The organism is Terriglobus roseus DSM 18391 (genome assembly GCF_000265425.1).
Taxonomy (GTDB): domain Bacteria; phylum Acidobacteriota; class Terriglobia; order Terriglobales; family Acidobacteriaceae; genus Terriglobus; species Terriglobus roseus.
The window spans coordinates 1,198,568-1,222,069 of sequence record NC_018014.1; the positions used below are offsets into that span (position 1 = coordinate 1,198,568).

A 23,502-nucleotide genomic window follows, 5' to 3' on the forward strand; every position below is an offset into this window, starting at 1 on the left:
AAAAGAGCGAGCCATCTGGCTCGCTCTTTTCTTTGCAAGGGGACATCAATTGGCCGCCGGGTGTTCCAGGCGTTGCACCGTCAATACTTCCACCGGTCCCGTACCAGCCTCCAGCGTCAGGCCCAGTTGCTCCCGCAGCGCCGTCTGAATGGACGGTCTGTCGCCGTCGCCGACAGTCCCACCCAGGTCGCCCGGATTCCAATCCAGCGCGAAGTCATACCTGCCCGCAAGTTCCGTCCTGTCGATCACGGTCCTGCCAAACTTTTGCGTCAGTAGCGATACCAGCGGTTTCAGCCGCGCGTTATGGCCCGCAATATGGCCCTGCGCAGCGATCATGGGAGGCCCAACATAGTCACCGGCACCCTTTGATTCCTCGATCTTCACGCCGCCCGGCGCAGGCAGCAGCAGGTACACCCGTCCCTGGCGCACGCCCCGGCTCGCCAACAGTTGGAACCGCTCAGCCAGCATCGATTGCAGCACCACATTGCGTTCCAGGCGCGTCAGCTTCGCATACCGTTCGGCATCCTCTTCGCCAACCTTGGCGTCAATGTCGAACCGGTCGGTGTAAGCCCACTTCGGAGCACCAAGAAAAAGATCGTCGTTGGAGTTCTCAAGATCGAAGGCAAGACGCAAGATCATCACGGGAGTGATATTCCGCGCGGTGAATCCATCGCGTGTAAACCGGGCCATAAACTCCCCGGTAAACGCCTGGCTAGGCTTCACCGAAACCACCTCGTAGCGCGGCTCACTGGACATCACCTCGGGCCGCGCCGTTGGAACCCTGGTCTTCGGGATCGTCTGTGCATCCAGACCCGCCCAGTGGCTCGTGCCCCAAAAACCAACAAGCATTACAAGAGGTAAATATCTCCCGCCGTGTCGAGCGCCCATTCGATCACCTATCAAAGCAATTCCTGTGAACCTTCGCACATGCCTGCGGCCTGTCCCTTTCAGGACTGCAAGCCAGGCCAGACTTCAGCTCGTCCAGCAGGCAGGCAACAGCAGTAGCAGATAGTAACGCCCTCAAAGTCCTTTGCCTACCGCTATCGCTCTAAACCCAAAACCAACATCCTGCACGACAAACAAGGGCGGCCCATTGGGCCGCCCTTCCGGATCGCAAACAGCAAAACACTACTCAACCGAAACCCAAACATTCCCACCGTCATGGCTGCGCAACATCGCATCCACAATCTCCGTCACATGCGTCGCATCCGCAAACGAAGACACAACCTCAGGCTTCGGCGTCGCCGCACCCGCACGAACCCATCCGTAGATCGCCGACACCACGTTGAAGAACGCGTCTGGCCATCCCTCCTGGTGTCCACCGGGCAGGTGCGCATACGGCTTCGCACTCGCAGCCATCAGTGAAGGATCCTTCGCCATCACCGAGTTCGAAGCATCATAGCGGCCAATCCAAAGCTCGTTCTGCGACTCCTGCTTCCAGCCCAGCGAAGCCTTGCGGCCGTTGATCTCCAGCTGCAGATCGTTCTTGTGTCCAGGCAGTACCTGTCCCACGGTCACAATGCCCTTGGCGCCATTCGCAAAGCGAATCATCACGCTCGCAACGTCTTCACCGGCAATCTGCACCTCGCGAAGATCGCCACCCTTCTCGCCGGAGAAAGCAATCGCAGAGCCGCTCGTATAACGCGTCTTCACAATCGTCCCAAGGTCCGCAAGCACCGACACAATCTTGGATCCCGTCACATGCTCGGCCAGGTCGCACGTGTGCGAACCAATGTCGGCCAGGGCCGAACTCTTGCCGCCCAGCGCCGGATCCAGCCGCCACGAAAACACGTGATCGTCCGTCAGCCAGTCCTGCAGGTACTGGCCCTTCACAAACACCGTCGTGCCGATCTCGTCCGCAGCAATCATCGCGCGCATCTGCTGCACCAGCGGGTTGCCGCGATAGTTGAACATCACCGCATTCACCACGCCCGCGGCCTTAGCCGCATCGCGCAGGCGGCGGCACTGATCGCTGTCCATCGCCAGCGGCTTCTCGCTGACAATGTGCTTGCCCGCCTCGATCGCCGCCATCGACACCTCAAAGTGCAGATGGTTCGGTGTCGTGTTGTGAATCACGTCCACATCCGGATCAGCGATCAACTCCTTCGCCGATCCATACGCGTTACGGATGCCCAGTGCATCGGCCTTCGAACGTGCATGCTCGACGCTCACGTCCGCCAGTGCGACCACTTCGGCATAGCCCAGGCGGCGAACCGCGTCGATGTGGTGCGATGCAATGAAACCAGGGCCAACCAGGCCCATACCAATCTTCTTCGTAGCAGCAGACTGCATTAGATGGATACCTCAGGGATAGCTGTTGCGGGCTCCGCATTGACCAGTAGCGGTGTCGTCGCAGTGGTGTTGGAATCGTCGTCTTCGTCGTCCTTGAAGACTGCGAGAAAGAGCAGAAGAACCGTGACCGAAAGGGCAGAAGCAACCAGCCAGATCGCACGCCAGTTATGCGCGGCAGATCCGTCCGCAAGTGTCGACGCATACTTGTCGACGATCAGGCCGCTCAACCACGATCCCACCAGCATACCCACGCCATACGTGATCAGCGTGATCAAACCCTGCGCCGCACTGCGATAGGCCGCCGGTGCCTTGCGATCCGTGTAGATCTGGCCCGTCACAAAGAAGAAGTCATAGCAGATGCCATGCAGCAGGATACCCAGCCACAACATCCACACGCCCGGTCCCGGATCGCCGTAGGCAAAGCAGACATACCGCACCACCCACGCCGCCATGCCCGCCACCATCATCCACTTCACGCCAAGCCGGCGGAAGAACATGGGGATCAGCAACATGCAGCCCAGCTCGGACATCTGCCCGCCGGTCATCTTGCCCGCGGCATCCGCCACGCCAATCTGGTTCAGGAAGGGATTCGTAAACGCGTAGTAGAACTGCAGCGGAATGCAGATCAGGAACGATGCAATCGCAAAGATCAGGAAGCTTCTGTCGCGGAACATACGGCGCACTTCCACCGGAAACAGGTTGCTCACAGAGAAACTCTCTGTTGCCTGCGGCGGTGTGCTCGGCAGTATCAGCGAGTAAGCCGCCATCACCAGCGAAGCAATCGCCGAAAGCTTCAACGGGAACGAGGTCGCATCGGCGTGGAAGACAAAGCTGATAAGCAGACCCGCGCAGATCCAGCCAATCGTACCCAGCACGCGGATTGGTGCGAACTCTGTCTTGGAGTCCTTCATCTGGCGGAACGCAATCACATTCGCCAGTCCCAGCGTTGGCATGTACACCACGGCATACGCCAGGATGAGGAAGTACAACGGTCCGAACTCATGCTGCGTCGATGCGTAGAACAGCAGACCCGCACCCACCAGGTGCAGCAACGCCAGCATGTACTGCGCCGACATCAGGTTGTCCGCAACCCATCCTGCAAAGAAAGGCGACAGCACCGCACCAAACGCGGTCGCACCACTGATCAGTCCTGTCTGCACACCATTGAAGTGCAGCGTCTGGCTGACCCAAGTGGTAATGGTGACGTACCAGCCTCCCCAGATAAAGAACTGCAGGAACATCATCAGTGAAAGCTTTACCTTCGTCATTACGGCAGGTTCCTCATGCAAGAGCTGGATTTCGTAGATCGCGCGGCGAAGCCGTGCAATGTTGGTGAGTAAATTGAGCTCGGGCCACCAGATTACAGATAATCAATGATCCGGCGCCAGCAGGCGCAGCAGCCATCCACTCGCCTGACGAGTGTATCGGTTCGCATCAACACACGGCAACGCAGCTACTTCACACCGTTCGCAGGATTCCACGAGCCCTGCAGTTTCCTCACGTAGAGGATCTGTCCCGTGTGATACGCATTGTGCGTTCCCACATGCGCCAGTCGCGTAGCCGCCGCCTGCAACTGCGCATCCGTTGCCTTCTCCGTCCACTGCTCAAAGCCCGTCATCACGCGGTCCAGTCGAGCCACAATGTCGGTCCACCGCTTCGCGTCAAAGTTGTTGAAGGTCTCGTCGTTGTTGCCACCGAAGGCCGCGGGCTTCTCGCCTTTTACCTCCAGCAACGAACGCTCATTCCAAAACACCAGGTGCGCCGCCAGCATCCCGACGGAATGATTGTTCTCCGGATCAACCTTGCCCGCGGCGTTCTGCGGAATCCACCGCGCCTGCTCCGGCGTCATGCCGGCAACAGCCGCATTCATCGGCGTGAACCACTCTGCCTTGTTGTGGGTAGACCGCAACTGCTCCAGCAAAATGGAGCGCAGTGTTGCAGGCGGCGCGTTCTTGGCAGGAGCCTGCGCAACGGCAGGAACGCAAGCAAGCGTAACGGTCGAGGCGGCAACAGCAGCGGTGAGCACAAGGGCACGCAACATGCGCGAAAGTATACCGGGCAAGCGCCTGCGGTGTGACCTTTTTTCTAACCGCGACGAACGACCTAAGCCGCGCCGGCGCCATCCTGCACAACCGTCATCACACGCAGCAGATTCTCTCCCAGCATCCCGCGCAACTCCTCTGCCTTCCAGCCACGCTCCAGCAGCCCAGCTGTGATCTTCGGCAGATCCGCCGCAGTCTCCATGCCCTCCACCGAAAGTGCGATGCCATCAAAGTCCGATCCAATCCCCACATGCTCCGGCCCAACCAGCCGCAATAGATGATCGAAGTGATCCACCAGCACTGAGAACGGAACCGGCGCGATGCGCTGTGCAAACTCACGATCCACCGCAATCTCCGCAGAGAAGGGAACAGGCCGCCCCTCCGCCTTGAACCACGCACGAACCTCATCCAGCGCCGCCAGCAACTCAGGTTTCTGCGCATTCCACGCAGCACGCCACGGATCGCTCAGGAACGCCGCAAAGAAGTTCACCATCACCACGCCGCCCTTCGCCGCCAGCGCAAGTGCCATCTCATCCGTCAGATTGCGCGGCGCTTCACACAGCCGTCGCACCGAAGAGTGCGAAGCAATCACCGGCACACGGCTCGCCTCCAGCACATCCCAGAACGACGCATCGCTCACATGCGACACATCCACCATCATGCCCAGCCAATTCATCTCCGCGATCACCTCGCGGCCAAACGCCGTCAACCCCATCGGGTTCGCACCGCCACCGCTCGACCCGCACCAGTCATTCGCGTTGGCCCACGTCAGCGTCATGTAACGCGCACCAGCCGTATAGAACTCACGCAGAATCTCAAGACTGTTCTCGATCGCGTGTCCGCCCTCCACGCCGATCATCGCGGCAAAGCAAGCATCCGCCTTAGCACTCCGGATCTCATCCGGCGTCCGGCACACACAAATCGCCGCGGGATGCCGCGCAGCCTGCATGTGCACTCCCGCAATCAACTTCCGCGTACGATCCGCAAACTGACCCGCCCAGGCTTCAGGCTCCGGCCACGCAATCAGGAAACCACCATCCAGCCCGCCCGCACGAGCCGTCTCTGCCGACAGTTGCCCTAGTCCCAGCGCATCTCCGGTCCAGTTCCACTCGTCATCCACAAAGCGTTGCGGCGTGTCCGCATGACCATCCAGAACGATGCACTCCGCATGCAGCGCCCGCGCCTGCGTCAGAAAGTCTTCCATTCGACAATGTTAGCCGCGCTCGCAGCCACGCACCCCGCCTTCCTGCGTACCGGAACCCGCATGGCAACCATCCGCCACACCGCATAGAAGATCCAGCCACGGCAAACCCGCGAAGCACACCCGGCGTCTACTCAAGTCGAGGTGATAAGGCTATGAGCAGCAGCTTGACCGGCAACGGTAACGCAGGCGAAGGCGAAGGCATCGCTAAAGACAAGGTCAACACAGCAGACACACCGGCACGCCCGGGCATTAACTCGCTGGAGACCCCGGAGTCGGGCCACCAGTCGCATATCGATCGCGTCGCGGAAGACTCCGCCAAGCGCGCCTCCAACCGTCAGGCACACAACGACGGCGACATCTTCACCAAGTAACCCCAAAGCATCTGCACTCCAAAGAGCCTCGGCCAAGCCGGGGCTCTTTCGCGTCAGCGACACCATGGGTGCCCCATTCATGACAGCTCCATCGTCATGAGTGGGTCTAGCAACGACCACATAAGAGACAATCATCCCCATGATCCGCCAGGCCCTCACGCTCGCCTTTGCCCTAGCCACCGCAACGCTCGCCCCGGCGCAGCAGACCATTCAGCCCACGCGCCCGGTTCCCGTAGGCAAAGCACCACACATGACCTTCCAACTGGTGAAGAACACGCCGGAAGAGAAGGTCTACGCCATCGTCTTCCTCAAGGGCGACGAGATCCTCAGTGGCCTCACCGACTTCGCCATCGCAAACCACATCGGCGACGCTCACTTCACCGGCATCGGCGCCGTCAGCGGCGCAACCCTCGCCTGGCTCGACCTGCCGCGCAAGATCTACCACGCCATCCCCGTCACCGAGCAGGTTGAAGTCCTGGCCCTCACCGGCGACATCGCCACCTTCAACAATAAACCCGTCATCCACATGCACGCAGTCCTCGGCAAACATGACGGCACCACCGTAGGCGGCCACGTCTTCGAGCTCAACGTAAACCCCACCGTTGAAGTCTTCCTCACCGCCAACACCGCACCACTCACCAAGCGTCCCGACGACGAAAGCGGCATGAAACTCATCGATCCAAAACCTTAGTCCCGGCAAACAAAAACGCCTCCTGCAAAGCAGGAGGCGTTCGATGTTTATCCGCAAAGACTAGTCGGCGTCCTCGGCCTTCAACGTAGCCATATCGATCACATACCGATAGCGTACTTCGCCCTTCTCCACGGCCTTGTACGCATCATTAATGTCCTTGATATCCAGCATCTCGATCTCATGCGCAATGCCATGCTCCGCGCAGAAATTCAGCACCTCCTGCGTATCCGCAAGGTTGCCGATCAGCGAACCCGCAACACCATTGCGATGCGATGCCAGTTGCATGTTATTCACCGGCATCAACGGTCCCAGGTCGCCGCAGATCACCATCGTCGCGTTCCGCTTCAGCAGCGGCAAAAACGGGTTCAGGTCGTGCTTCTCCGGTACCGTGCTCAGAATGAAGTCGAAGCTCAACGTCAGCGGATTAGTCGGGTCCACTTCTTTCTTCAGGTTCTCTTCCGGCACGCCCGTCGCACCAATCCGACGAGCCTCATCCAGCTTCTCCTCGCTCGTCGTAAAGATCGTCACCGTCGCGCCCATGGCAATTGCCATCTTCGCCGCAATGTCACCCAGGCCGCCGAAGCCCACAATACCAACCTGGCTGCCCGCCTTCACGCCCCAGTGCTTCATCGGCGAGTAAGTCGTCACGCCCGCGCACAGCAGCGGCGCCGCAGCCTCCGGCTTCAGTCCCGCGGGGATCTTCAGCGCAAAGTCTTCCGCCACCACCAGCACATTGCTGTATCCGCCATACGTGTTGTCGCGACCGTAGTGGTTCTTTTCATCGGCAGCCTTCTTCGCCGGAACCATCGGTCCGTTGTACGTCGCCAGCCAGCTATTCGGACCCTCGCAATAGTTCTCGTCGCCCTCCTTACAAGGCGCACACTGCCGGCAGCTATCGATCATGCAGCCCACGCCCACCATGTCGCCCACCTTATGCCGTGTCACAGCCGAACCCACTGCGCTCACGCGCCCAACCACCTCATGGCCCGGCATGCACGGATACACCGTGTTACCCCACTCGTTCTTCGCCTGGTGAATGTCCGAGTGGCAGACGCCGCAATACATCACGTCAATCGTCACCTCGTTCGGCTTCGCTTCGTCACGCTCAAACTTCAGCGGTTTCAGATCGGTGAAGGAATGGTTTGTCGCGTATCCAACGGCTTGAATCATCTCGAGAATCCCTGCTTTCAAGAGATTGCGACGCCGCCAACCGCACCCAACGATGCCCGATCGAGCGGCCACGGGTCAAAGTGGCAGGCGCGAGCTCAAAGCCCTCCGTGTCCCATTTCACGCTTGAGCAAAGAAAGCGAACACGTCCGAAGCACGCGTGCCGCCCGTGAAAACACACGCTGGGAAACATATCGCCACACAATCTCGCTTGTGTCGGAGAGCTGACGGACATCCCCCAACCACCAGGCTAAGATCGAGCGGTGTCGCGCGGCCTTCACTCTCTCTTCAGTTATTTCCTGGTCACAACTCTGCTGACGGTAGCCGGCCTCGCACTCAAACCGCAGGACGCGCCCCCCTGGGAGTGCGAAGACGACCTCCCGCTCAAACCCGCCGACGCATCCAACACGATCGCCCCACATCCTGCCGCCACACCTCATGCCGAAGACCCGCAAACAGTGCGCGACGAGGAGCTGGTTGCGCTGAGTTCTCCGGCGTCTTGCCCTGAGTTATAACCGCGCAGCGCCTCTCAGGTTTGGCCCTCAGCGATCAGGCTGCACCGCATCCCTCCGAAGTCCTCATGGCCAGAGGCGATGTAAAGCCCTTCTTCGAAATGAACCTGCAACGCACCAGTCGGCATGCCGAAAGACTAGGGCCCACCAACAGCAAAGGCAAGGCTCACGCCCTGCCTTTGCTCACGACACCGCAGCGCTCGTAGCCGACCAACGGAAGGCCTAGTCACACGGTTGAAGATGGAACCAAACACCGACGCTTGTTGATCGGAAGGGCACAGCTTCAGCTGTGCCAGAACGACTCCCAACTTTGGAGCTCGGCTTTAGCCTCTGAGGCTTAGCTTTCTTTAGAGGCGGCTCGAGCGAAGTCATACCTCAGAGGCTAAAGATCGGCTTGCGAGTCCGACGATACCGACGAGGCTGAAGCTATCTACCGTACGAAGAAGTCCTTCACCTGCTGCAGGATCACGTCACGGCTGATGTCGCTGATCGCTTCCGTCAGCGGCAACTGCTTCGGGCAGGCCTGCACGCAGTTCTGCGCATAGCCACACTCCTGCACACCGCCGTCACCAGCCAGCGCTCGCAGACGCTCTTCCTTCAGCACGGAACCCGCAGGGTCCATGTTGAACAGGCGAGCCTGCGCAATGGTTGCAGCACCAACGAAGTTGGTGTCGTCATTGAACTGCGGGCAGACCTCCATGCAGATCGTGCACGAGATGCAGTTCGACAGCGGATACCGCTGCTCCTGAATCTGCGGGAACTGCCGAGGTCCCGGCCCCAGGTCGTAGCTGCCGTCGATCGGCACCCAAGCCTTCACAGCCTTCAGGTTCTCAAACAGAACGCTGCGGTCGACCGCGAGATCGCGCACCACGGGAAACTTCGACAGGGGAGCCAGCGTGATCTCGCCATTGCCGCTCTCCGCCAGCATCGTGTCGACCAGGGCACTGCACGCCATGCGTGCCTTGCCATTGATCAGCATCGCGCAACTGCCGCAGATCTCCTCCAGGCAGTTCGAGTCATACGCAATGGCCGTCGTCGACGCGCCCGATGCATTGATCGGGTTAGCGGCGATGTCGCCGAGCACGCTGGTAATGTTCAGGCCGCTGCGATAGGGCAGATTGAAGACCTCGGTCGTCGCCGCCGCATCCGGCGTCGCCTGCCGCTTGATCGTCACCTTGTAGGTCGAACCCGTGTACGCCTTCGCCTTACCGCTATGCCCGTTCTTCGTCTTCGTCGACATAATTCCTCGCTCTGCCCTGCGATCCGGAGAAGGCAGTGGCCTTCAGGCCACTGATAACGCCGGTGTTCAAAAGGGGCTTTAGCCCCGATACTGCTGCCGGTCGGGGCTAAAGCCCCGCTTGCGGCAATGTTTGTTTCAGCGATCCGAAGCTCGCTGCTTACCGGAGAAGGCAGTGGCCCTCAGGCCACTGATAACCGGGTGTTCCAGAAGTGCTTCAGCCCCGGTGCCTTCCGGAGAAGGCAGTGGCCTTTAGGCCACTGATCACACCGGTGTTTCAAAGGGGCTTTAGCCCCGGATTACGAACTCGTATAAACCCGTGGGCGCGGCTTGATCCACTGCGTATCCACTTCTTCGTACCCAATCACCGGCGCATCGTTCGCCGAGTCATAACTAGCCATCGTCGTCTTCAGGAACTGCTCGTCATTACGATCCGGGAAGTCCGGCTTGTAATGTGCGCCACGGCTCTCGTCGCGCTTCTCCGCACCCTGCACAATCACGCGTGCCAACTGCAGCATGTTGTAAAGCTGCCGTGTGAAGGCGAACGAAGTATTCGCCCACTGGCTCTTATCGGTCAGGTTGATGTTGCGATAGCGCGCCAGCAGTTCGACGATCTTCTCGTCGGCCTCGCGCAGACCCTTGTTGTAACGAATGATCGTGGCGTGCCGCGTCATCGTCTCACCCAGCTCGCGCCACAGCTTAAACGGATTCTCAGTGCCCTGGTTGCTCAGCAGGATGTTGTTGAACTCCATCTGCCGAACCTTCTCGGCAGCGTGTCCGCCATCACCCGTCTGCGCCGGCAGGCTCTTCGCATACGTCATCGCCTGCGGCCCGGCAACAAAGCCGCCGTAGATGCAGCTCAGCAGGGAATTCGCACCCAGGCGGTTCGCTCCGTGGATCGAGTAGTCTGCCTCACCCGCGGCGAAGATGCCGGGGATGTTCGTCTGCTGGTTAAAGTCCACCCACAGGCCGCCCATCGTGTAGTGCACACCCGGGAAGATCTTCATCGGAACTTCGTGCGGATCTTCGCCGACGAACTTCTCGTAGATCTCGAGGATGCCTTCGATCTTCTTCTCCAGCACCTCGCGCGGGATGTGCGAGACGTCCAGGTAGACCATGGGCTGTCCGTCGATACCCAGGTCCTGCTCGTACACAATCTTGTGGATCTCGCGCGTCGCAATGTCACGCGGCACCAGGTTGCCGTACTTGGGATACTTCTCTTCCAGGAAGTAGTAGCGGTCGGCCTCGGGGATGGTCTTCGCCGGGCGAGGATCGCCCTTCTTGCGCGGCACCCACACGCGGCCACCCTCGCCACGAGCCGACTCCGACATCAGCCGCAGCTTGTCTTCACCGGGGATCGCCGTCGGGTGAACCTGGATGAACTCGCCGTTCGCATAGAACGCGCCCTGCTGGTACAGCGCAGACTGCGCCGATCCCGTGCAGACGACGGAGTTCGTGCTCTTACCGAAGATGGCGCCGTTGCCGCCGGTGCAGATGATGATGGCGTCCGCAGCAAACGTGCGCACTTCCATCGAACGCAGGTCCATCGCGCAGATACCGCGCGCAACGCCCTGGCTATCGAGCACGGCCGACAGGAACTCCCATCCCTCGTACTTGGTGACCTTGCCCTCTGCCTCGAAGCGGCGAACCTGCTCGTCCAGCGCGTACAGCAACTGCTGACCGGTCGTCGCGCCTGCATAAGCCGTGCGCTGGTACAGCGTGCCACCGAAGCGGCGGAAGTCCAGCAGACCTTCCGGCGTGCGGTTGAACGGCACACCCATGCGGTCCAGCAGATCGATGATCGCCGGGCCCTGCGCCGTCATGTTCTTGACGGGCGTCTGGTTCGCGAGGAAGTCGCCGCCATAGACGGTGTCGTCAAAGTGCTTGTCGACCGAGTCGCCTTCGCCCTTCAGATCCTTGGCCGCATTGATGCCGCCCTGCGCGCAAACCGAGTGCGAACGCTTGACCGGAACGATCGAGAACAAATCGACCTTGCCACCGGCCTCAGCGATCTTGATAACCGCGGAAAGACCGGCAAGACCGCCACCGACAACGATGATTCTTGGCACTGCTGCCATCTTCGAAACTCCGTTCTTGTCAGAGGGTGAATGGAACCACCGCTCTCAATTCTTTCGGAAGGGCACAGCTTTAGCTGTGCCGAAAATCCTGCATATAGCCAGGGGCCTTAGCCCCTGAGGTACGCTTTCAACTACTGTTGCGGCACCGCACTCGGCTGCACCGGCTGCCCGGCTGAATCATTCTGAAGCTGACCATTGCTGCCATTCGGCAAGCCATTGTCCGCGGGATACTGTGCTCCCGGTCCGGGCTGCGCAGGCAGCACCACACCCGTCGGCTGCGCCGGCATCACGTCCACCGGGCTATAGGGAATCGCATAAGCCACCCAGAAGATCGAAACCAGGCCCATCGCGCAGAGCACTGTGCCAAACAGACCGCAGACATAGCCAAACTTCTTGCGCGCCTGATCGCCGGGCGTAATGCCCCACTTCGCCGCAAACAGCCAGATGCCATAGCTGAAGTGCCAGCAGGTAGCGATCATCGCGATCACATAAACGGCCAGCATCCACGGGTTCAGCAACTCATACTGCACCTTGGCATAAGCCAGTCCCGGATGCTCCGGGAGCGACACACCCGCGAAGCGCTGACGCCAAACATGCTGAATGATGTAGACGAACGCGATCAAACCCGTCACGCGCTGCGAGATGTACATCCAGTTGCCGGCCCACGGATAGACGTTCACATTGGCGCGACCGCGGAAGGCGATCCATACGCCATACAGTGCATGGAAGGTCAGCGGAATAAAGATGAACGCCCACTCCAGCACGCGAGCCAGCGGCAGCCCGTTCAGGAACTTCACCTGCTGCGCGTAAGCCAGCGGTCCATGCACGATCTCAAAGTTCGAGAGGATGTGTTCGACCAAAAACGCGCCGATCGGGATGATGCCCGACAGCGAGTGCAGCTTGCGCCAAAGGAACGAGTGACCTTCGCCCGCGCGCAGCGGTTTCACGCCCTTGCGGCTGCTGTTATCGGGTGGTGCGACTGCTGCTGCGCCCATGGGTACGCGCTCCTGCTCGTGCTGCAAAATGGTCTCCGTGTCATCTGTCGAAACGACAGCAGCACGCGGAGAAAGGCACGCACAGTATCCGGTGCGGCGAAAACGCTAGTCAATGCAACTTGTCGGCGGCGTTCGAATAACGGCCATTGCAGCCGATAAACGAAATCGGCCTACTTCTGCTCTGAGACGATTCAAAGCTGCGCAACCACCTCAGCAGGCGCGCCACTGACGCAGCAAAGAAGCCAGCGCACGGCCCCGATGACTCACACGCATCCGGTCCTCCAGACCCGCCTGTGCCATCGTGCAACCAAGCTCTGGAGCATAGAAAAGCGGGTCATACCCGAACCCACCAGCGCCCTCCGGATCGGTCAGAACCTCGCCCTCCAGCTTGCCGTGCGTCACCATCTCAACCCTGCCATCCACAGCAAGCGCCAGCACACACCGATACCGCGCCGTGCGATCCGTCTGCTCAATCATCGCCAACGTTAGCGCCAGATTGTTGTCCGCATCCAGTCCGTCACCACTCTCCACACCGCCAACATCCTGCGAAAACCGGGCAGAACGCACGCCAGGCCGCCCATCCAGCGCATCCACTTCCAGGCCGCTGTCGTCCGCAACCACCCACGCCCCCGGCGCAAACTTCGAGTAATACATCGCCTTGGCCCGCGCGTTTCCTTCAAAGTCAGGAGCATCTTCTGCAGGCGCCGGAATGTCAGCGAGGCCAGGAAGAGGCTCAATCGAAATGCCAGGAAAAGCATCTGCGGCCGAACGGAAATCGCGCAGCTTGCCAGGATTCGAACTTGCTACATAGACGATCAAAGGGTGTCCAGGCTTTCTATGTGGTACGTTGAGCAACCAAGTGTTTGAAATATGGAAGAGCGAACCCCCTCGCATCCGCACATTCCTGCATTGGACGGCCTTCGGGGCGTTGCGGTGTTGCTCATCATTGTCTTTCATTTCGGTGGCGGAGCCGCTGATTCCAATCCAGTCGTACGGTCGATCGGGCAATTGATTCGAATCGGATGGACGGGCGTTTCACTCTTCTTTCTGCTCTCAGGATTCCTGATTACAGGCATTCTCTGGGCAGGCCGCACCAGGGTGGACCGTTGGCGAACCTTCTTCGTGCGGCGGGCGCTTCGCATCTTTCCGCTGTATTACGCAATGATTCTTGTCTTACTTGTGGCTGTGCTGTGCGCCGGGCAGGCGAGCCAGGCCTGGCACCTGCTGATCTACGCAGCCTATGCGCAGAATCTGGTACCCGATGGCTCGCATCTGCTGGACGTGCCGGGAATCTTCCCCGTGTACCACCTGTGGAGCCTCGCGGTTGAGGAGCAGTTCTACCTGGTCTGGCCATTCCTGATCTGGCGCATGCGCACACTGGAGCAGGCTCGGAAACTGTGCCTCGCGGTCTTTCTCCTGTCGCTGCTATGCCGCATCGTGTCGGTACCACTCGGCTGGTATGACTACGGCTTCTCCTTGTCCCGCTCAGGCGAACTGGCAGTGGGCGCGTGGATCGCTTTGTCGGTGCGCGCACAGTCACCCCTGCTGCTGGTGTGGAAGCGCCAGGCCGGCTCCGTTCTACTGGGGTCCGCTATAGTCGTCGCGACGATCGCTGCAGTGGCAGGACCAAGCTCGAGCGGGCGGTTGATGTGGACCGTTGGCGTACCTGCGATCTCGCTCTTTTATGGTTCCTTGCTGCTGTTGGCTTTGGAGCCCGGTCGGGTGGCCCGTATCCTGTCTTCGGCACTGCTGCGCTTTTTTGGCAAGATCTCTTACGGGCTGTATCTCTTCCACGTAATGCTGTCGAGAGTGGCACTCATGGTGGTCCACCGCTTCGCACCCCATGCGACGCACAATCTTCACGATGGCCTTCGGCTGCTGATGATCTTCCTCATCTGCATACCAGCGGCCATCGCGTCATTCCATTTGTTCGAAAAGCCGTTCCTGCGTCTGAAGGAGAAGCTCGCCGGGCACAGTCCGGCCCCACTTCCTCTCAGCTACAAGTCGTCCTGAGCACAATTGGAGCGACAGTGCGTAGGTCACACTTAGCCTGCGCGTGTCTGCCGGCAAGCGCAGGCAGCCGCGAAGCTGCGCAGCTTGCTGGTTAAGCTTGCTACTTAGAGAACTCGAGCCTTAGGCGAAGATGGTGTTTTGCGGTGCCGGATACACGGCGGGATACAGAGTTCCCGTTTGCATCAGGTCTTCAATGACATCCACAGCCCGAATACCGCCACGAGCGCCAGACGCCGTGCAGTTCAGCGCCGCAGCCGCACACGCAAAGTCCAACTGGCGGTCCAGCTCCCAGCCGGCAAGCAATCCGTAGATATACGCCGCATGAAACATATCGCCCGCACCCGTCGTGTCCACCACAGGCACCAGGTATGCGGGGCGGTAGTGGAACTCCTTACCGTCCCATGCCAGCACACCGTCATGACCCAGCGTCGCCGCCGTAATCTTGCTGCCGTAGTCTGCACGCATCTTCTTCAGCGCCTTTTCCAGATCCGGCTCGCCCGTAAGCCGTGCAGGGAAGTCTCGCGACACGATCAGGTGATCGATCAGCGGCAGCAGGTCATGCACGCCAGGATAGATCTCATCCAGATCGGCGATAACCGGCACACCATCCTCACGAGCCCACGTAGCGGCCTGCGTCGCAGCGGCGGTATCAAAGCCGTCCACATGCAACGCACGAGAGCCGGCGATCCAGTTCCGCCGCAGATCCTTCGGCTGCAGACTGAGGCGCTCATCGCGCTTCAACAGCACCGTCCGCTCGCCCGATCCATCCACCAGAATGATTGACTGCGCGCTGGAGGTGTTCTCCGCCGTCAGGATCTGAGCCTCAACGCCGGCGCGGTCAAACGCCGCACGATGGATCGCAGCGGCAGAGTCGTCGCCCAGCTTGCCGACGTAGCGCGTCTGCAGACCCCACGTCTGGCACGCCACCACGGCAGACGCAGTCTGGCCGCCGGGCAGGATGTGGACAGTCTGAAACTCTACCTTTTGTCCAATGGAAGGGAACCGGTCAAGCGCGATCAAGGTGTCCGTAGCGTTCAATCCAACTCCGACCACGTCGACCGTTACAACATTTTGCATGCCTCCATGCTACGCCGTACCGTGAAAAAATCTGCAATTTCTCGACACCGCTAACTACATGGCAAGTTACCGGTAACCCCGAAAATAAGGGGTCAAATCGTTCTCTATGTATGGTTTACAGATTTTTTCCAATGCGTATGTTGAGAACTGCGGACGCGATTTACAACTCCACTCGCGCATCCTCCGCAGGAGAAGCAATGACGGAATCACCCACACCGCAGGCGGCTGCGATCGCACCGGCGCAAGGCAAGCTCGGCATCATGATCCCCGGCATGGGCGCCGTTGCCACCACCCTGATCGCCGGTGTCGAAGCCGTGCGCCGCGGCATGGCGAAGCCCATCGGCTCCATGACCCAGATGGGCACCATCCGTCTCGGCAAACGCACCGACGACAACACGCCGCTCATCAAGGACTTCGCGCCCATCGCGCAACTCGAAGACCTGGTCTTCACCGGCTGGGACATCTTTGGCGGCAACCTCTACGACGCAGCAAAGACCGCGCACGTACTGGACCGCGATCAGCTCGAAGAGATGCGCCCCTTCCTCGAAGGCATCGAGCCCATGCCAGCCGCCTTCGACCAGCGCTACATCAAGCGCCTGGAACCGAAGAAGATCAAGACCGGCAAGAACAAGTGCGACCTCGCCAACCAGATCCGCAACGACATCGCCGAGTTCAAGGCGAAGACAGATCGCCAGGTCATGATCTGGACCGGTTCAACCGAGATCTACATCACGGAATCAGCCGTCCACCAGTCCCTCGCCGCCTTCGAAAAGGGCCTGGTCGAGGATGACGAAAACATCGCTCCGTCCATGCTGTACGCCTGGGCCTGCCTGAAGGAAGGCGTGCCCTTCATCAACGGCGCGCCAAACCTCTCGTGCGACATCCCCGCCCTGCGCGAACTCTCCAAAACCATGGGAGCGCCCATCGCCGGCAAGGACTTCAAAACCGGTCAGACCTTCATCAAGACCGTCCTCGCACCCGCGCTCAAGGTCCGTCAGCTCGGCCTCGCCGGCTGGTACTCAACCAACATCCTGGGCAATCGCGACGGCGAGGTGCTCGACGATCCCGACAACTTCAAGACCAAGGAAGAGTCGAAGCTGGGCGTGCTCGAGTACATCCTGCAGCCCGACAAGAACCCCGATCTGTACAAGGACTTCTACCACAAGGTCCGCATCAACTATTACCCGCCGCGCGGCGACAACAAGGAGGGCTGGGACAACATCGACCTCTTCGGCTGGCTTGGCTACCCCATGCAGCTCAAGGTCGACTTCCTCTGCCGCGATTCGATCCTTGCCGCCCCGCTCGCGCTCGACCTGTGCCTCTACATGGACCTCGCAGCACGCACCCCGGCGCTCAAAAACCTCGGCATCCAGGAGTGGCTCAGCTTCTACTTCAAAGCACCAGACACCGCCCCCGGCGTCTACCCGGAGCACGACCTCTTCATCCAGAACATGAAATTGAAGAACACACTGCGCCACATCATGGGCGAGAGCCTCGTCACACACCTCGGCCTCGACTACTACGGCGAGTAGTTCCGAATCGAAACCGAACAGGGAAGGCCGCCAGCGCTGGCGGCCCTTCGTCCCTTGACTTCAGTGGAGGAAGGGGAGAAATTATTGCCATGTCGACGATCCTCAGCGCCGAAACGGAAGCCGCTCTTGACCGTATCGTTGCCCGCTCGGGCAGGTCGCGGGATCAGTTGGCGAACGATGCGTTAATGAGCTACGTCGCGTGGTACGAGACGGAAGAGACCGCGGACTCCGAAGCTCGCGGCCAAGAGGCGCAACGCGATAAGGAACGCTACGAGGCGAACTTTATCGACGCAGTCAAGACAGGGTTGAACGACGAAGCTTCCGGGCGTGTGATCGATCACGATGAATTCTTTGAACGGTGGCACGCAGACCGGCCCGATGGTCCTCGAACGCATACCGAGTGAAGATCCTCTGGACAGAGTCCGCTTCTCAGTCCGCGGAGCACTATTACGAGTTGATCTATGCAAGCAGTTGGGATGCCGCCGCACGCTTCCGTCGGCGTTTACAGAGCCATGTTGAGCGCTTGGCAGCCTATCCGATGAGCGGAAGAGAAGGACGTGTCTCCGGCACGCGTGAGATCACGCTTGCTCCCTGGCCCTACATTCTCGTGTACACAGTCCATCCCGACCGCATCGTGATCTCCGCAGTTCGTCACGGGGCTCAACTTTGGCCACCACACAGATATATTTCTCCGCAACGACCGGATCCCCGCTCCCCTGCAGTCCCACAATGACAACCCGTAACTTCCGGGCGTAACCTGCGTCTAACAAGCAAGGGTGAAGGTGCGTCTTCTCCCGGGAGCCATCCCCATGAATCTGAAAAATCTCGTTCTCGTCGCGACCCTCTCCGTGGCAGCTCCGTTCGCGTTGAGTGCCCCGCTGGTCGCCCAGCAGAGCCCGACCTCGACAACTCCGGGTACCAGCACACCTCCGTCGACCACGCCCGGCACCAGCAATCCCAACCAGACCAACCCGGGTGGCAACCAGCCCTCGACCACGTCCAAGACCGGCAACGGTCCCACCGGCGAAGGTCCGGTGACAGCGACCAAGGAAGACTTGGAAAAGGCGCGCCTCGAGGCTGCTAAGAGCAACAACGAACCCATCCCAGAGCCCGGCGACGACCTTCGCAAGGACATCAAGAAGGGCTCCGCGGACGACGTCAGCGCGTCCGGCACCCGCGAAATCGGTGGCAGAGGCATGGGCAACTGGTTCTCGACTGACTGGGAAGTCCGCAACGGCAAGGGCTACGCCGTTGAGATCGAGCGTTCCTCGCACCTGGTCACCGACCCCGTCATCGTGGAGTACGTGAACCGCGTCGGCCAGAACATCGTCAAGAACTCCGACGCAAAGGTACCCTTCACCATTAAGGTGCTTGACTCGGACGAGATCAACGCCATGGCCCTGCCGGGCGGCTTCTTCTACGTCAACAGCGGGCTGATCCTTGCCTGCGATGAAGAGGCGGAACTTGCCGGCGTCATGGCGCATGAGATTGCGCACGTCGCCGCGCACCACGCGGCACGCCAGATGACGCGCATGCAGTACGCACAGATTGGCATGGTGCCGCTGATGTTCGTTGGAGGGTATACGGGCTACGGCATCTACCAGGCCGCTCAGATCGCCGTACCACTCAGCTTCCTGTCCTTCTCTCGAACCTTTGAGGCGCAGGCGGACTGGCTGGGCGTGCAGTACATGTATCGCGCAGGCTACGATCCGCAGGCCTTCGTCCAGATCTTTGAAAAGCTGCAGGCACTTGAGAAGCGTAAGCCCGGCGTCCTCGCCCGCGCCTTCTCAGACCATCCGCAGACACCTGACCGCATCGCCGACTCTGAAAAGGAGATCGCAACCATCCTCCCGGCTCGCCCCGACTACGTCGTCAGCGGCTCCGAGTTCGATGAGATCAAGGCACGCCTCGCGCGCATCCAGAACAAGCGCAAGGTCGACGGCGGCAAGGACGGCAACAAGCCCACGCTGCGCCGCACCTCGGCCAGCAACAACGACCCCAACAGCACCACGCAAGATAAGAGCACAGACGATCGCCCCACACTGGGCCGACGCGAATAGCAAAGCGGGAAACCGCAGAGCAAAGGCCGAGCGAAAGCTCGGCCTTTTACTTTGTGTAACGAAGCGTAAAAACGATGCCATCCAAGGGCGACTCAACTCAGTGCGCCCGGTGTAATAGTCCAGATAAATCCAGCACGTGATAACCCAGCATCAGTGTCATGGCGATCAGGTAGGCCCGCAAGACACCAAGCGAGATACGCACCGCTCGAGTCATCCTGATCTTGCCAAGCCCATCCGTGGAGCATTTCTCTTCCTGCACGTCATCCAGCGGATGGACTACGCGATATTCAGTCGTTGTCATCACATCACTCCTCATTTCGGAAACAGATTCGGCAGGATCACCTGCGCTGCAAGTAGCAGTGACAGCGCGAATAGCACGACGATGATCGTCCAGTTAACGATGTTGTTCCACGGCCGATTGACCCAGCGCTCGCCCAGCAGTTCGCGGTCGTTCAGCAGCAGTTGAAGAAAGATGATGGCTGACGGCAGGATCAATCCCGCGAACACCTGCACGCTGATGATGACCAACTGCAGCGGCACATGCGGTATCAGCACGATCGCCGCCGCAGCTCCAACGCAGGCAATGTACGTCGCGTAAAAGCCGGGCGCCTCCCACAGCTTCTTATGCAGTGAGTGTTCCCATCCCTGCACCTCGCCATAGGCCCATGCACTCGCAAGCGAAATCGCAGTCGTGCCCAGCACAGCAGCGTTCACCATCAACAGCAACACGCCGTTGCGAACGAAGGTTCCCGCAATGGGGCCCAGCGCCAGTGCAAGCTGCGCCGGATCCTGAAACGCAATCTTGTGCTCAAAGCCATAGTTTCCGACCAGCATCATCGCGCCGGCCACACACACGGTGAACACCGCACCGATCAGCGTATCCAGCCGCGCCCACTTCAGATCGGCAAACCGCAAACGCTTCTCCGCGACACAGCTCTGCTGAAAGAACAGCTGCCACGGCGCAATCGTCGTCCCAACGATCGCAATCACCAGGAACACCAGGCTGCTGGTAATGCCACCGGCTGGCACGGTTGGCCGTATTGCGTTGCGCGCGACCATCGCCCACTGCGGATGCACCACAAACGCCAGAACGAACCACGTCAGGTCCATCAGGCACAGCGCGATGACGATCCGCTCCCAGCGCAGATAGCTGCCGGTCACCACCATCATCGTCAGGCCAACCGCAGAGCCCGGAACGGACACATAGGGGCTAATGCCAAGAGCACTCAGCGCAAGTGAGATCGCCGCAAACTCAGTAATCAGCGTGAGAAAGTTTACGGCGAGTAAGTCAATCAGGGAAAACCGTCCCCACCACTTACCAAACCGCTCATAGATCATCGCAGCGTGGCCTTTGCCCGTTGCGATGCCCAGGCGCGCAACCATCTCCTGGATGAAGTAGCAGATGGGTAGCAACACCACCAGCAGCCACAGCAGGTGTAGACCATACTGTCCGCCCGCCTGCATGTAGGTCGACACCGCACCCGCATCGTTGTCGGCCTCCATAACGATCAGGCCCGGGCCAAAGACCATCAGGAAAGTCATGATGCGCCGCTGCCACTCGCCTCGCACCACGACACCCTTCTCTTCGTTCACTGCTTCCGCTTCCATCACGCGCACAGTAATCCTCCGGCCTGCTCGCTCTTCTGCTCCGCAGTGGTCATCTCAATCGCCGCGGCATTGGCCATAACCCAGCTGCAGACCAGGGGAGTTCCAGCTCCGCCGGTCGAACGCCATACGCGGATCAGGTGGCTGGGCTTGCGGACAGCAAACATCTTGTTGTTCTGGACGTTGTTCATCGTTCCTCCTCGCACGATCCGGCCGCACGTTCGCACCGGCTGCGCACAAGGGCACAGTCGCGAGGAGGACGCTGCAGGATCATCGGTTGGGAGGGTGTAAGGCTGGCCCATCGCGGGCCCGTCTCACGCGCTCAAATCACAGGTCGTATGCTGGATGAGCGGCGTGGGATCGTCCCATAGCAAAGCTAAAGGCGGTCGTCCGTTCGTTCACCACAACACAGGGAAGCGCTCGTTCTACTCGGAGGCTCTTGTGCGGAATTCATACTCATAGGTTCTCGGGTTCTCTCACGAGAGAAACTCTCGTCTCTCACTTTGTACCATACCCCCCTAGGGTATACACAAGGAGAATATGGCCGTCGTTGAAAAGGAAAGACAGAAGCTTGTCGCACGCATCAAGCGGATTCGCGGACAGGTCGACACCATCGAACGCTCGCTCACCACAGGCGACGATTGTGCCGACGTTCTGATGCTGCTCGCCAACGTTCGCGGCGGCATCAACAGCCTCATGGCAGAGGTGTTGGAAGACCACATTCGCCACCACCTCTTGTCCAACGAACGCAGCTCAGCCCCGCCCCATGAACTGGCGGAGGACATGATCGACCTGGTCCGCGCGTATCTGAAATAGAGCGTGGAATCACGGAAGAAGGGGAAACTGGATGATCTCTCTCAGGCAAGCCAGACAGCAGCGATCGTGGTCCGCTGCTCACGTGATTCATCTCATGCTGATGCTTCCTCTTCTCGCGCCTCACGCGAGCGGTCAGTCGCAGCCGGCCACGCCACGGCTCAGCTTTGACACTGCATCCCTACACGAGACAAAACCCGGTTCCGAAGAACAGAACTCAAACGTGCCGCTCGGTCCCGGCAATGTCTACAGCCCGACGGGCGGCTTGCTCGTGATTCACAACTACCCTCTGGTGGGCCTCGTCTCCTTCGCCTACCGCATGACCTCCGGACAGCTGTCCACATTCGAAAACATGGCGCCCGCATGGGTGCGTGACACGCATTTCAGCGTCGTCGCCCGCACCGAGAAGACTGACGTCACCAAAGACGAATTGCGGTTGATGATGCGGTCTCTCCTGGCCGAACGATTCGCGATGGCTGTGCACTATGAGTCGCGCCAGACACCCGTCTTCGCCGCACAGCTCGTGAAGCCCGGCCAGCCCGGGCCACGTCTGCGGCCACATCCAGCAGACGGCTGCTCGCACGCCTTCCCGAAGGATGCGGCAAACGGTGCACTCCCACCACCGGACACTATCGCGGGCGGCTTTCCGGCAGTCTGCGGAGGCCTGCTGATGATGTCGTCCAGTACACCCACCCACTACCTCATCGGCGCACGCGATGTGCAGGTTGTGACCATCACCAACGCCATGGCAAGCTGGGGCGATCTCGGGCGGCCCGTTGTCGACCAGACCGGCCTCACCGGCAACTACGACTTCGCACTGGACTTCATACCCAAGCGCGCCGACCCACCACCCGGCACACCAGCACCGCCCACCGAAGGCGAAGAACCAAACTTCCTCTACGCGGTCCGGACACAGCTCGGTATGAAGCTGGAAGCGCAAAAGCAGCCGGTAGAAGTTCTGCTGCTGGACCACATCGACCATCTATCGGACAACTAGAGGAATGCGGCAGCTCTGCTGCTGGCCCTCTGCCCGGAGACGGAGCATTGTCGTCGGCGGAACCTGTCAAGCCCCCAAATCACGTATCTCCAACATTCCACGGCAAATACAGTTGGCGGGCAATTTCCACCGAAACAACTAAAATAGAAGACAGGGCACGGTGGTCCGCTCGTCTGCGCCGCTAAGTCCAATAGAATCTAATTTTTGCCCGTAACCCCAATAGAATCTAATTTTTAGCGGCAGGCAAAAAGCTAACTCCTTTCGAATCTAATTTTTACGATTTTAGGGGGGAGGGGTACCCCCTCCCGGCCAATAAGGAACACAATGAAGCCCATTCCCGATAACCGGATGAACAACACCAGCCCTCTCTACACGGACGAGCACGCGGCCGCCGGCCTTGACGTCGCCATGCCCGAGATCGAGACCTGGCAGAACCACTTCCGCAGCTACGAAATCCTGATCGACGATCCGGAATTCACCAGCGTCTGCCCGCGCACCGGCCTGCCGGACTTCGGTCACCTGACCATCCGCTATATGCCGAAGGATCGCTGCCTGGAACTGAAGAGTCTCAAGGAATATCTCTTCTGCTACCGCAACCTCGGCATCTTCCAGGAGAACATCTGCAACCGCGTCCTCGATGACATGGTGAAGGCATGCGAGCCGGTCTGGGCCGAGGTCAAAGGGGACTTCCGTCCGCGCGGCGGCATCAGCACCGTCGTCACCGCGACCTTCCCCCGTCCGCACGAGCAGACGACCCCAACCTGCTAGTCGACAGCGGAACACCAACTGCAACGGACTCGCTCAGGCGGGTCCGTT

The 23,502-nt window shown here is 60.0% G+C and carries 25 protein-coding genes; 11 read left to right on the forward strand and 14 right to left on the reverse strand.

Going from position 1 to position 23,502, the window contains the following annotated elements:
- Nucleotides 1–45: 45 nt before the first annotated feature.
- From TERRO_RS05210 to TERRO_RS05230, 5 genes are all read right to left on the reverse strand, one after another.
- Nucleotides 46–849 (reverse strand): TIGR03435 family protein, encoded by an 804-nt coding sequence (locus TERRO_RS05210; protein WP_014784954.1) that lies wholly within the window; start codon nucleotides 847–849, stop codon nucleotides 46–48.
- 279 nt (nucleotides 850–1,128) lie between these two features.
- Nucleotides 1,129–2,292, reverse strand: coding sequence for a Gfo/Idh/MocA family protein (locus TERRO_RS05215; RefSeq protein WP_014784955.1), 1,164 nt, complete (start codon nucleotides 2,290–2,292; stop codon nucleotides 1,129–1,131).
- Nucleotides 2,292–3,560 carry a nucleoside permease gene (locus tag TERRO_RS05220; protein WP_014784956.1) on the reverse strand — a complete coding sequence of 423 codons (1,269 nt, stop codon included), beginning with the start codon at nucleotides 3,558–3,560 and terminating at the stop codon, nucleotides 2,292–2,294. Before TERRO_RS05220 ends, TERRO_RS05215 begins: the two co-directional genes overlap by 1 nt.
- Before the next feature lie 185 nt (nucleotides 3,561–3,745).
- Nucleotides 3,746–4,333, reverse strand: a complete 588-nt coding sequence (locus TERRO_RS05225; protein ID WP_014784957.1) for a DinB family protein — start codon at nucleotides 4,331–4,333, stop codon at nucleotides 3,746–3,748.
- A gap of 62 nt (nucleotides 4,334–4,395) precedes the next feature.
- The gene (locus tag TERRO_RS05230; protein WP_014784958.1) at nucleotides 4,396–5,538 is read right to left on the reverse strand and encodes a dipeptidase; all 1,143 of its coding nucleotides are present in this window, start codon (nucleotides 5,536–5,538) and stop codon (nucleotides 4,396–4,398) included.
- 152 nt (nucleotides 5,539–5,690) lie between these two features.
- Between TERRO_RS05230 and TERRO_RS05235 the strand changes: the two genes are divergently transcribed.
- Nucleotides 5,691–5,909: a hypothetical protein gene (locus TERRO_RS05235; protein ID WP_014784959.1), complete on the forward strand. Its 219-nt coding sequence runs from the start codon at nucleotides 5,691–5,693 to the stop codon at nucleotides 5,907–5,909.
- Nucleotides 5,910–6,048: 139 nt separating this feature from the next.
- Complete coding sequence (locus TERRO_RS05240) at nucleotides 6,049–6,600, forward strand: PPC domain-containing DNA-binding protein (protein ID WP_014784960.1); 552 nt, start codon at nucleotides 6,049–6,051, stop codon at nucleotides 6,598–6,600.
- A 60-nt stretch (nucleotides 6,601–6,660) separates the two neighbouring features.
- Here the strand turns inward: TERRO_RS05240 and TERRO_RS05245 are convergent, their stop codons facing one another.
- Nucleotides 6,661–7,770: an NAD(P)-dependent alcohol dehydrogenase gene (locus tag TERRO_RS05245; protein ID WP_014784961.1), complete on the reverse strand. Its 1,110-nt coding sequence runs from the start codon at nucleotides 7,768–7,770 to the stop codon at nucleotides 6,661–6,663.
- A 260-nt stretch (nucleotides 7,771–8,030) separates the two neighbouring features.
- Here TERRO_RS05245 and TERRO_RS23070 point away from each other — a divergent pair, with 260 nt between their 5' ends.
- Nucleotides 8,031–8,282 carry a hypothetical protein gene (locus TERRO_RS23070; protein WP_157178255.1) on the forward strand — a complete coding sequence of 84 codons (252 nt, stop codon included), beginning with the start codon at nucleotides 8,031–8,033 and terminating at the stop codon, nucleotides 8,280–8,282.
- Nucleotides 8,283–8,709: 427 nt separating this feature from the next.
- Here the strand turns inward: TERRO_RS23070 and sdhB are convergent, their stop codons facing one another.
- The 4 genes from sdhB to TERRO_RS05270 form a co-directional block, all read right to left on the reverse strand.
- Nucleotides 8,710–9,519 carry a succinate dehydrogenase iron-sulfur subunit gene (gene sdhB / locus TERRO_RS05255; RefSeq protein WP_014784962.1) on the reverse strand — a complete coding sequence of 270 codons (810 nt, stop codon included), beginning with the start codon at nucleotides 9,517–9,519 and terminating at the stop codon, nucleotides 8,710–8,712.
- 296 nt (nucleotides 9,520–9,815) lie between these two features.
- Nucleotides 9,816–11,594, reverse strand: coding sequence for a succinate dehydrogenase flavoprotein subunit (sdhA, locus tag TERRO_RS05260; protein ID WP_014784963.1), 1,779 nt, complete (start codon nucleotides 11,592–11,594; stop codon nucleotides 9,816–9,818).
- Nucleotides 11,595–11,725: 131 nt separating this feature from the next.
- Nucleotides 11,726–12,616, reverse strand: a complete 891-nt coding sequence (locus tag TERRO_RS05265; protein WP_245536218.1) for a succinate dehydrogenase cytochrome b558 subunit — start codon at nucleotides 12,614–12,616, stop codon at nucleotides 11,726–11,728.
- A 183-nt stretch (nucleotides 12,617–12,799) separates the two neighbouring features.
- The gene (locus TERRO_RS05270; protein ID WP_014784965.1) at nucleotides 12,800–13,408 is read right to left on the reverse strand and encodes a non-canonical purine NTP pyrophosphatase; all 609 of its coding nucleotides are present in this window, start codon (nucleotides 13,406–13,408) and stop codon (nucleotides 12,800–12,802) included.
- Between the two features lie 51 nt (nucleotides 13,409–13,459).
- On the opposite strand from TERRO_RS05270, the gene TERRO_RS05275 reads away from it, so the two are divergent.
- Nucleotides 13,460–14,602 (forward strand): acyltransferase family protein, encoded by a 1,143-nt coding sequence (locus tag TERRO_RS05275; RefSeq protein WP_014784966.1) that lies wholly within the window; start codon nucleotides 13,460–13,462, stop codon nucleotides 14,600–14,602.
- Nucleotides 14,603–14,722: 120 nt separating this feature from the next.
- Here TERRO_RS05275 and TERRO_RS05280 read toward each other — a convergent pair whose 3' ends face one another.
- The gene (locus tag TERRO_RS05280) at nucleotides 14,723–15,679 is read right to left on the reverse strand and encodes a carbohydrate kinase family protein (RefSeq protein ID WP_014784967.1); all 957 of its coding nucleotides are present in this window, start codon (nucleotides 15,677–15,679) and stop codon (nucleotides 14,723–14,725) included.
- 197 nt (nucleotides 15,680–15,876) lie between these two features.
- Here TERRO_RS05280 and TERRO_RS05285 point away from each other — a divergent pair, with 197 nt between their 5' ends.
- From TERRO_RS05285 to TERRO_RS05295, 4 genes are all read left to right on the forward strand, one after another.
- The gene (locus TERRO_RS05285) at nucleotides 15,877–17,211 is read left to right on the forward strand and encodes an inositol-3-phosphate synthase (RefSeq protein ID WP_014784968.1); all 1,335 of its coding nucleotides are present in this window, start codon (nucleotides 15,877–15,879) and stop codon (nucleotides 17,209–17,211) included.
- An 89-nt stretch (nucleotides 17,212–17,300) separates the two neighbouring features.
- The gene (locus TERRO_RS05290) at nucleotides 17,301–17,615 is read left to right on the forward strand and encodes a hypothetical protein (RefSeq protein WP_014784969.1); all 315 of its coding nucleotides are present in this window, start codon (nucleotides 17,301–17,303) and stop codon (nucleotides 17,613–17,615) included.
- Nucleotides 17,612–17,944 carry a type II toxin-antitoxin system RelE/ParE family toxin gene (locus TERRO_RS23900; protein ID WP_014784970.1) on the forward strand — a complete coding sequence of 111 codons (333 nt, stop codon included), beginning with the start codon at nucleotides 17,612–17,614 and terminating at the stop codon, nucleotides 17,942–17,944. The genes TERRO_RS05290 and TERRO_RS23900 overlap by 4 nt, the downstream gene beginning before the upstream one ends.
- A gap of 76 nt (nucleotides 17,945–18,020) precedes the next feature.
- Nucleotides 18,021–19,271 (forward strand): M48 family metalloprotease, encoded by a 1,251-nt coding sequence (locus TERRO_RS05295; RefSeq protein ID WP_014784971.1) that lies wholly within the window; start codon nucleotides 18,021–18,023, stop codon nucleotides 19,269–19,271.
- Between the two features lie 97 nt (nucleotides 19,272–19,368).
- Here the strand turns inward: TERRO_RS05295 and TERRO_RS05300 are convergent, their stop codons facing one another.
- The 3 genes from TERRO_RS05300 to TERRO_RS05310 are packed head-to-tail and all read right to left on the reverse strand — an operon-like array spanning nucleotide 19,369 to nucleotide 21,067.
- Nucleotides 19,369–19,572, reverse strand: coding sequence for a hypothetical protein (locus tag TERRO_RS05300; RefSeq protein ID WP_014784972.1), 204 nt, complete (start codon nucleotides 19,570–19,572; stop codon nucleotides 19,369–19,371).
- An 11-nt stretch (nucleotides 19,573–19,583) separates the two neighbouring features.
- Nucleotides 19,584–20,879 (reverse strand): Nramp family divalent metal transporter, encoded by a 1,296-nt coding sequence (locus tag TERRO_RS05305; protein ID WP_014784973.1) that lies wholly within the window; start codon nucleotides 20,877–20,879, stop codon nucleotides 19,584–19,586.
- A complete protein-coding gene (locus TERRO_RS05310) occupies nucleotides 20,879–21,067 on the reverse strand; it encodes a hypothetical protein (protein ID WP_014784974.1) in 189 nt (62 codons plus the stop codon). The genes TERRO_RS05305 and TERRO_RS05310 overlap by 1 nt, the downstream gene beginning before the upstream one ends.
- A 349-nt stretch (nucleotides 21,068–21,416) precedes the next feature.
- Between TERRO_RS05310 and TERRO_RS05315 the strand changes: the two genes are divergently transcribed.
- From TERRO_RS05315 to queF, 3 genes are all read left to right on the forward strand, one after another.
- Entirely contained in the window at nucleotides 21,417–21,692 is a 276-nt protein-coding gene (locus tag TERRO_RS05315; RefSeq protein WP_014784975.1) for a metal/formaldehyde-sensitive transcriptional repressor, read from the forward strand.
- A gap of 100 nt (nucleotides 21,693–21,792) precedes the next feature.
- Nucleotides 21,793–22,686: a TIGR03435 family protein gene (locus TERRO_RS05320; RefSeq protein ID WP_157178257.1), complete on the forward strand. Its 894-nt coding sequence runs from the start codon at nucleotides 21,793–21,795 to the stop codon at nucleotides 22,684–22,686.
- 324 nt (nucleotides 22,687–23,010) lie between these two features.
- Nucleotides 23,011–23,454: a preQ(1) synthase gene (queF, locus tag TERRO_RS05325; RefSeq protein ID WP_014784977.1), complete on the forward strand. Its 444-nt coding sequence runs from the start codon at nucleotides 23,011–23,013 to the stop codon at nucleotides 23,452–23,454.
- Nucleotides 23,455–23,502: the final 48 nt, after the last annotated feature.

Bases quoted from the DNA above. Each gene is read 5' to 3' on its own strand.
- TERRO_RS05285 (WP_014784968.1), top strand. From the start codon at position 15,877: ATGACGGAATCACCCACACCGCAGGCGGCTGCGATCGCACCGGCGCAA.
- TERRO_RS05320 (WP_157178257.1), top strand. From the start codon at position 21,793: ATGCTTCCTCTTCTCGCGCCTCACGCGAGCGGTCAGTCGCAGCCGGCC.
- TERRO_RS05315 (WP_014784975.1), top strand. From the start codon at position 21,417: ATGGCCGTCGTTGAAAAGGAAAGACAGAAGCTTGTCGCACGCATCAAG.
- TERRO_RS05240 (WP_014784960.1), top strand. From the start codon at position 6,049: ATGATCCGCCAGGCCCTCACGCTCGCCTTTGCCCTAGCCACCGCAACG.
- TERRO_RS05295 (WP_014784971.1), top strand. From the start codon at position 18,021: ATGAATCTGAAAAATCTCGTTCTCGTCGCGACCCTCTCCGTGGCAGCT.
- TERRO_RS05230 (WP_014784958.1), bottom strand. From the start codon at position 5,538: ATGGAAGACTTTCTGACGCAGGCGCGGGCGCTGCATGCGGAGTGCATC.
- TERRO_RS05245 (WP_014784961.1), bottom strand. From the start codon at position 7,770: ATGATTCAAGCCGTTGGATACGCGACAAACCATTCCTTCACCGATCTG.
- TERRO_RS05300 (WP_014784972.1), bottom strand. From the start codon at position 19,572: ATGACAACGACTGAATATCGCGTAGTCCATCCGCTGGATGACGTGCAG.
- TERRO_RS05290 (WP_014784969.1), top strand. From the start codon at position 17,301: ATGTCGACGATCCTCAGCGCCGAAACGGAAGCCGCTCTTGACCGTATC.
- TERRO_RS05275 (WP_014784966.1), top strand. From the start codon at position 13,460: ATGGAAGAGCGAACCCCCTCGCATCCGCACATTCCTGCATTGGACGGC.
- sdhB (WP_014784962.1), bottom strand. From the start codon at position 9,519: ATGTCGACGAAGACGAAGAACGGGCATAGCGGTAAGGCGAAGGCGTAC.
- sdhA (WP_014784963.1), bottom strand. From the start codon at position 11,594: ATGGCAGCAGTGCCAAGAATCATCGTTGTCGGTGGCGGTCTTGCCGGT.
- TERRO_RS05280 (WP_014784967.1), bottom strand. From the start codon at position 15,679: ATGCAAAATGTTGTAACGGTCGACGTGGTCGGAGTTGGATTGAACGCT.
- TERRO_RS05215 (WP_014784955.1), bottom strand. From the start codon at position 2,292: ATGCAGTCTGCTGCTACGAAGAAGATTGGTATGGGCCTGGTTGGCCCT.
- TERRO_RS05220 (WP_014784956.1), bottom strand. From the start codon at position 3,560: ATGACGAAGGTAAAGCTTTCACTGATGATGTTCCTGCAGTTCTTTATC.
- TERRO_RS05235 (WP_014784959.1), top strand. From the start codon at position 5,691: ATGAGCAGCAGCTTGACCGGCAACGGTAACGCAGGCGAAGGCGAAGGC.
- TERRO_RS05210 (WP_014784954.1), bottom strand. From the start codon at position 849: ATGCTTGTTGGTTTTTGGGGCACGAGCCACTGGGCGGGTCTGGATGCA.
- TERRO_RS05310 (WP_014784974.1), bottom strand. From the start codon at position 21,067: ATGAACAACGTCCAGAACAACAAGATGTTTGCTGTCCGCAAGCCCAGC.
- queF (WP_014784977.1), top strand. From the start codon at position 23,011: ATGAAGCCCATTCCCGATAACCGGATGAACAACACCAGCCCTCTCTAC.
- TERRO_RS05225 (WP_014784957.1), bottom strand. From the start codon at position 4,333: ATGTTGCGTGCCCTTGTGCTCACCGCTGCTGTTGCCGCCTCGACCGTT.
- TERRO_RS05305 (WP_014784973.1), bottom strand. From the start codon at position 20,879: ATGGAAGCGGAAGCAGTGAACGAAGAGAAGGGTGTCGTGGTGCGAGGC.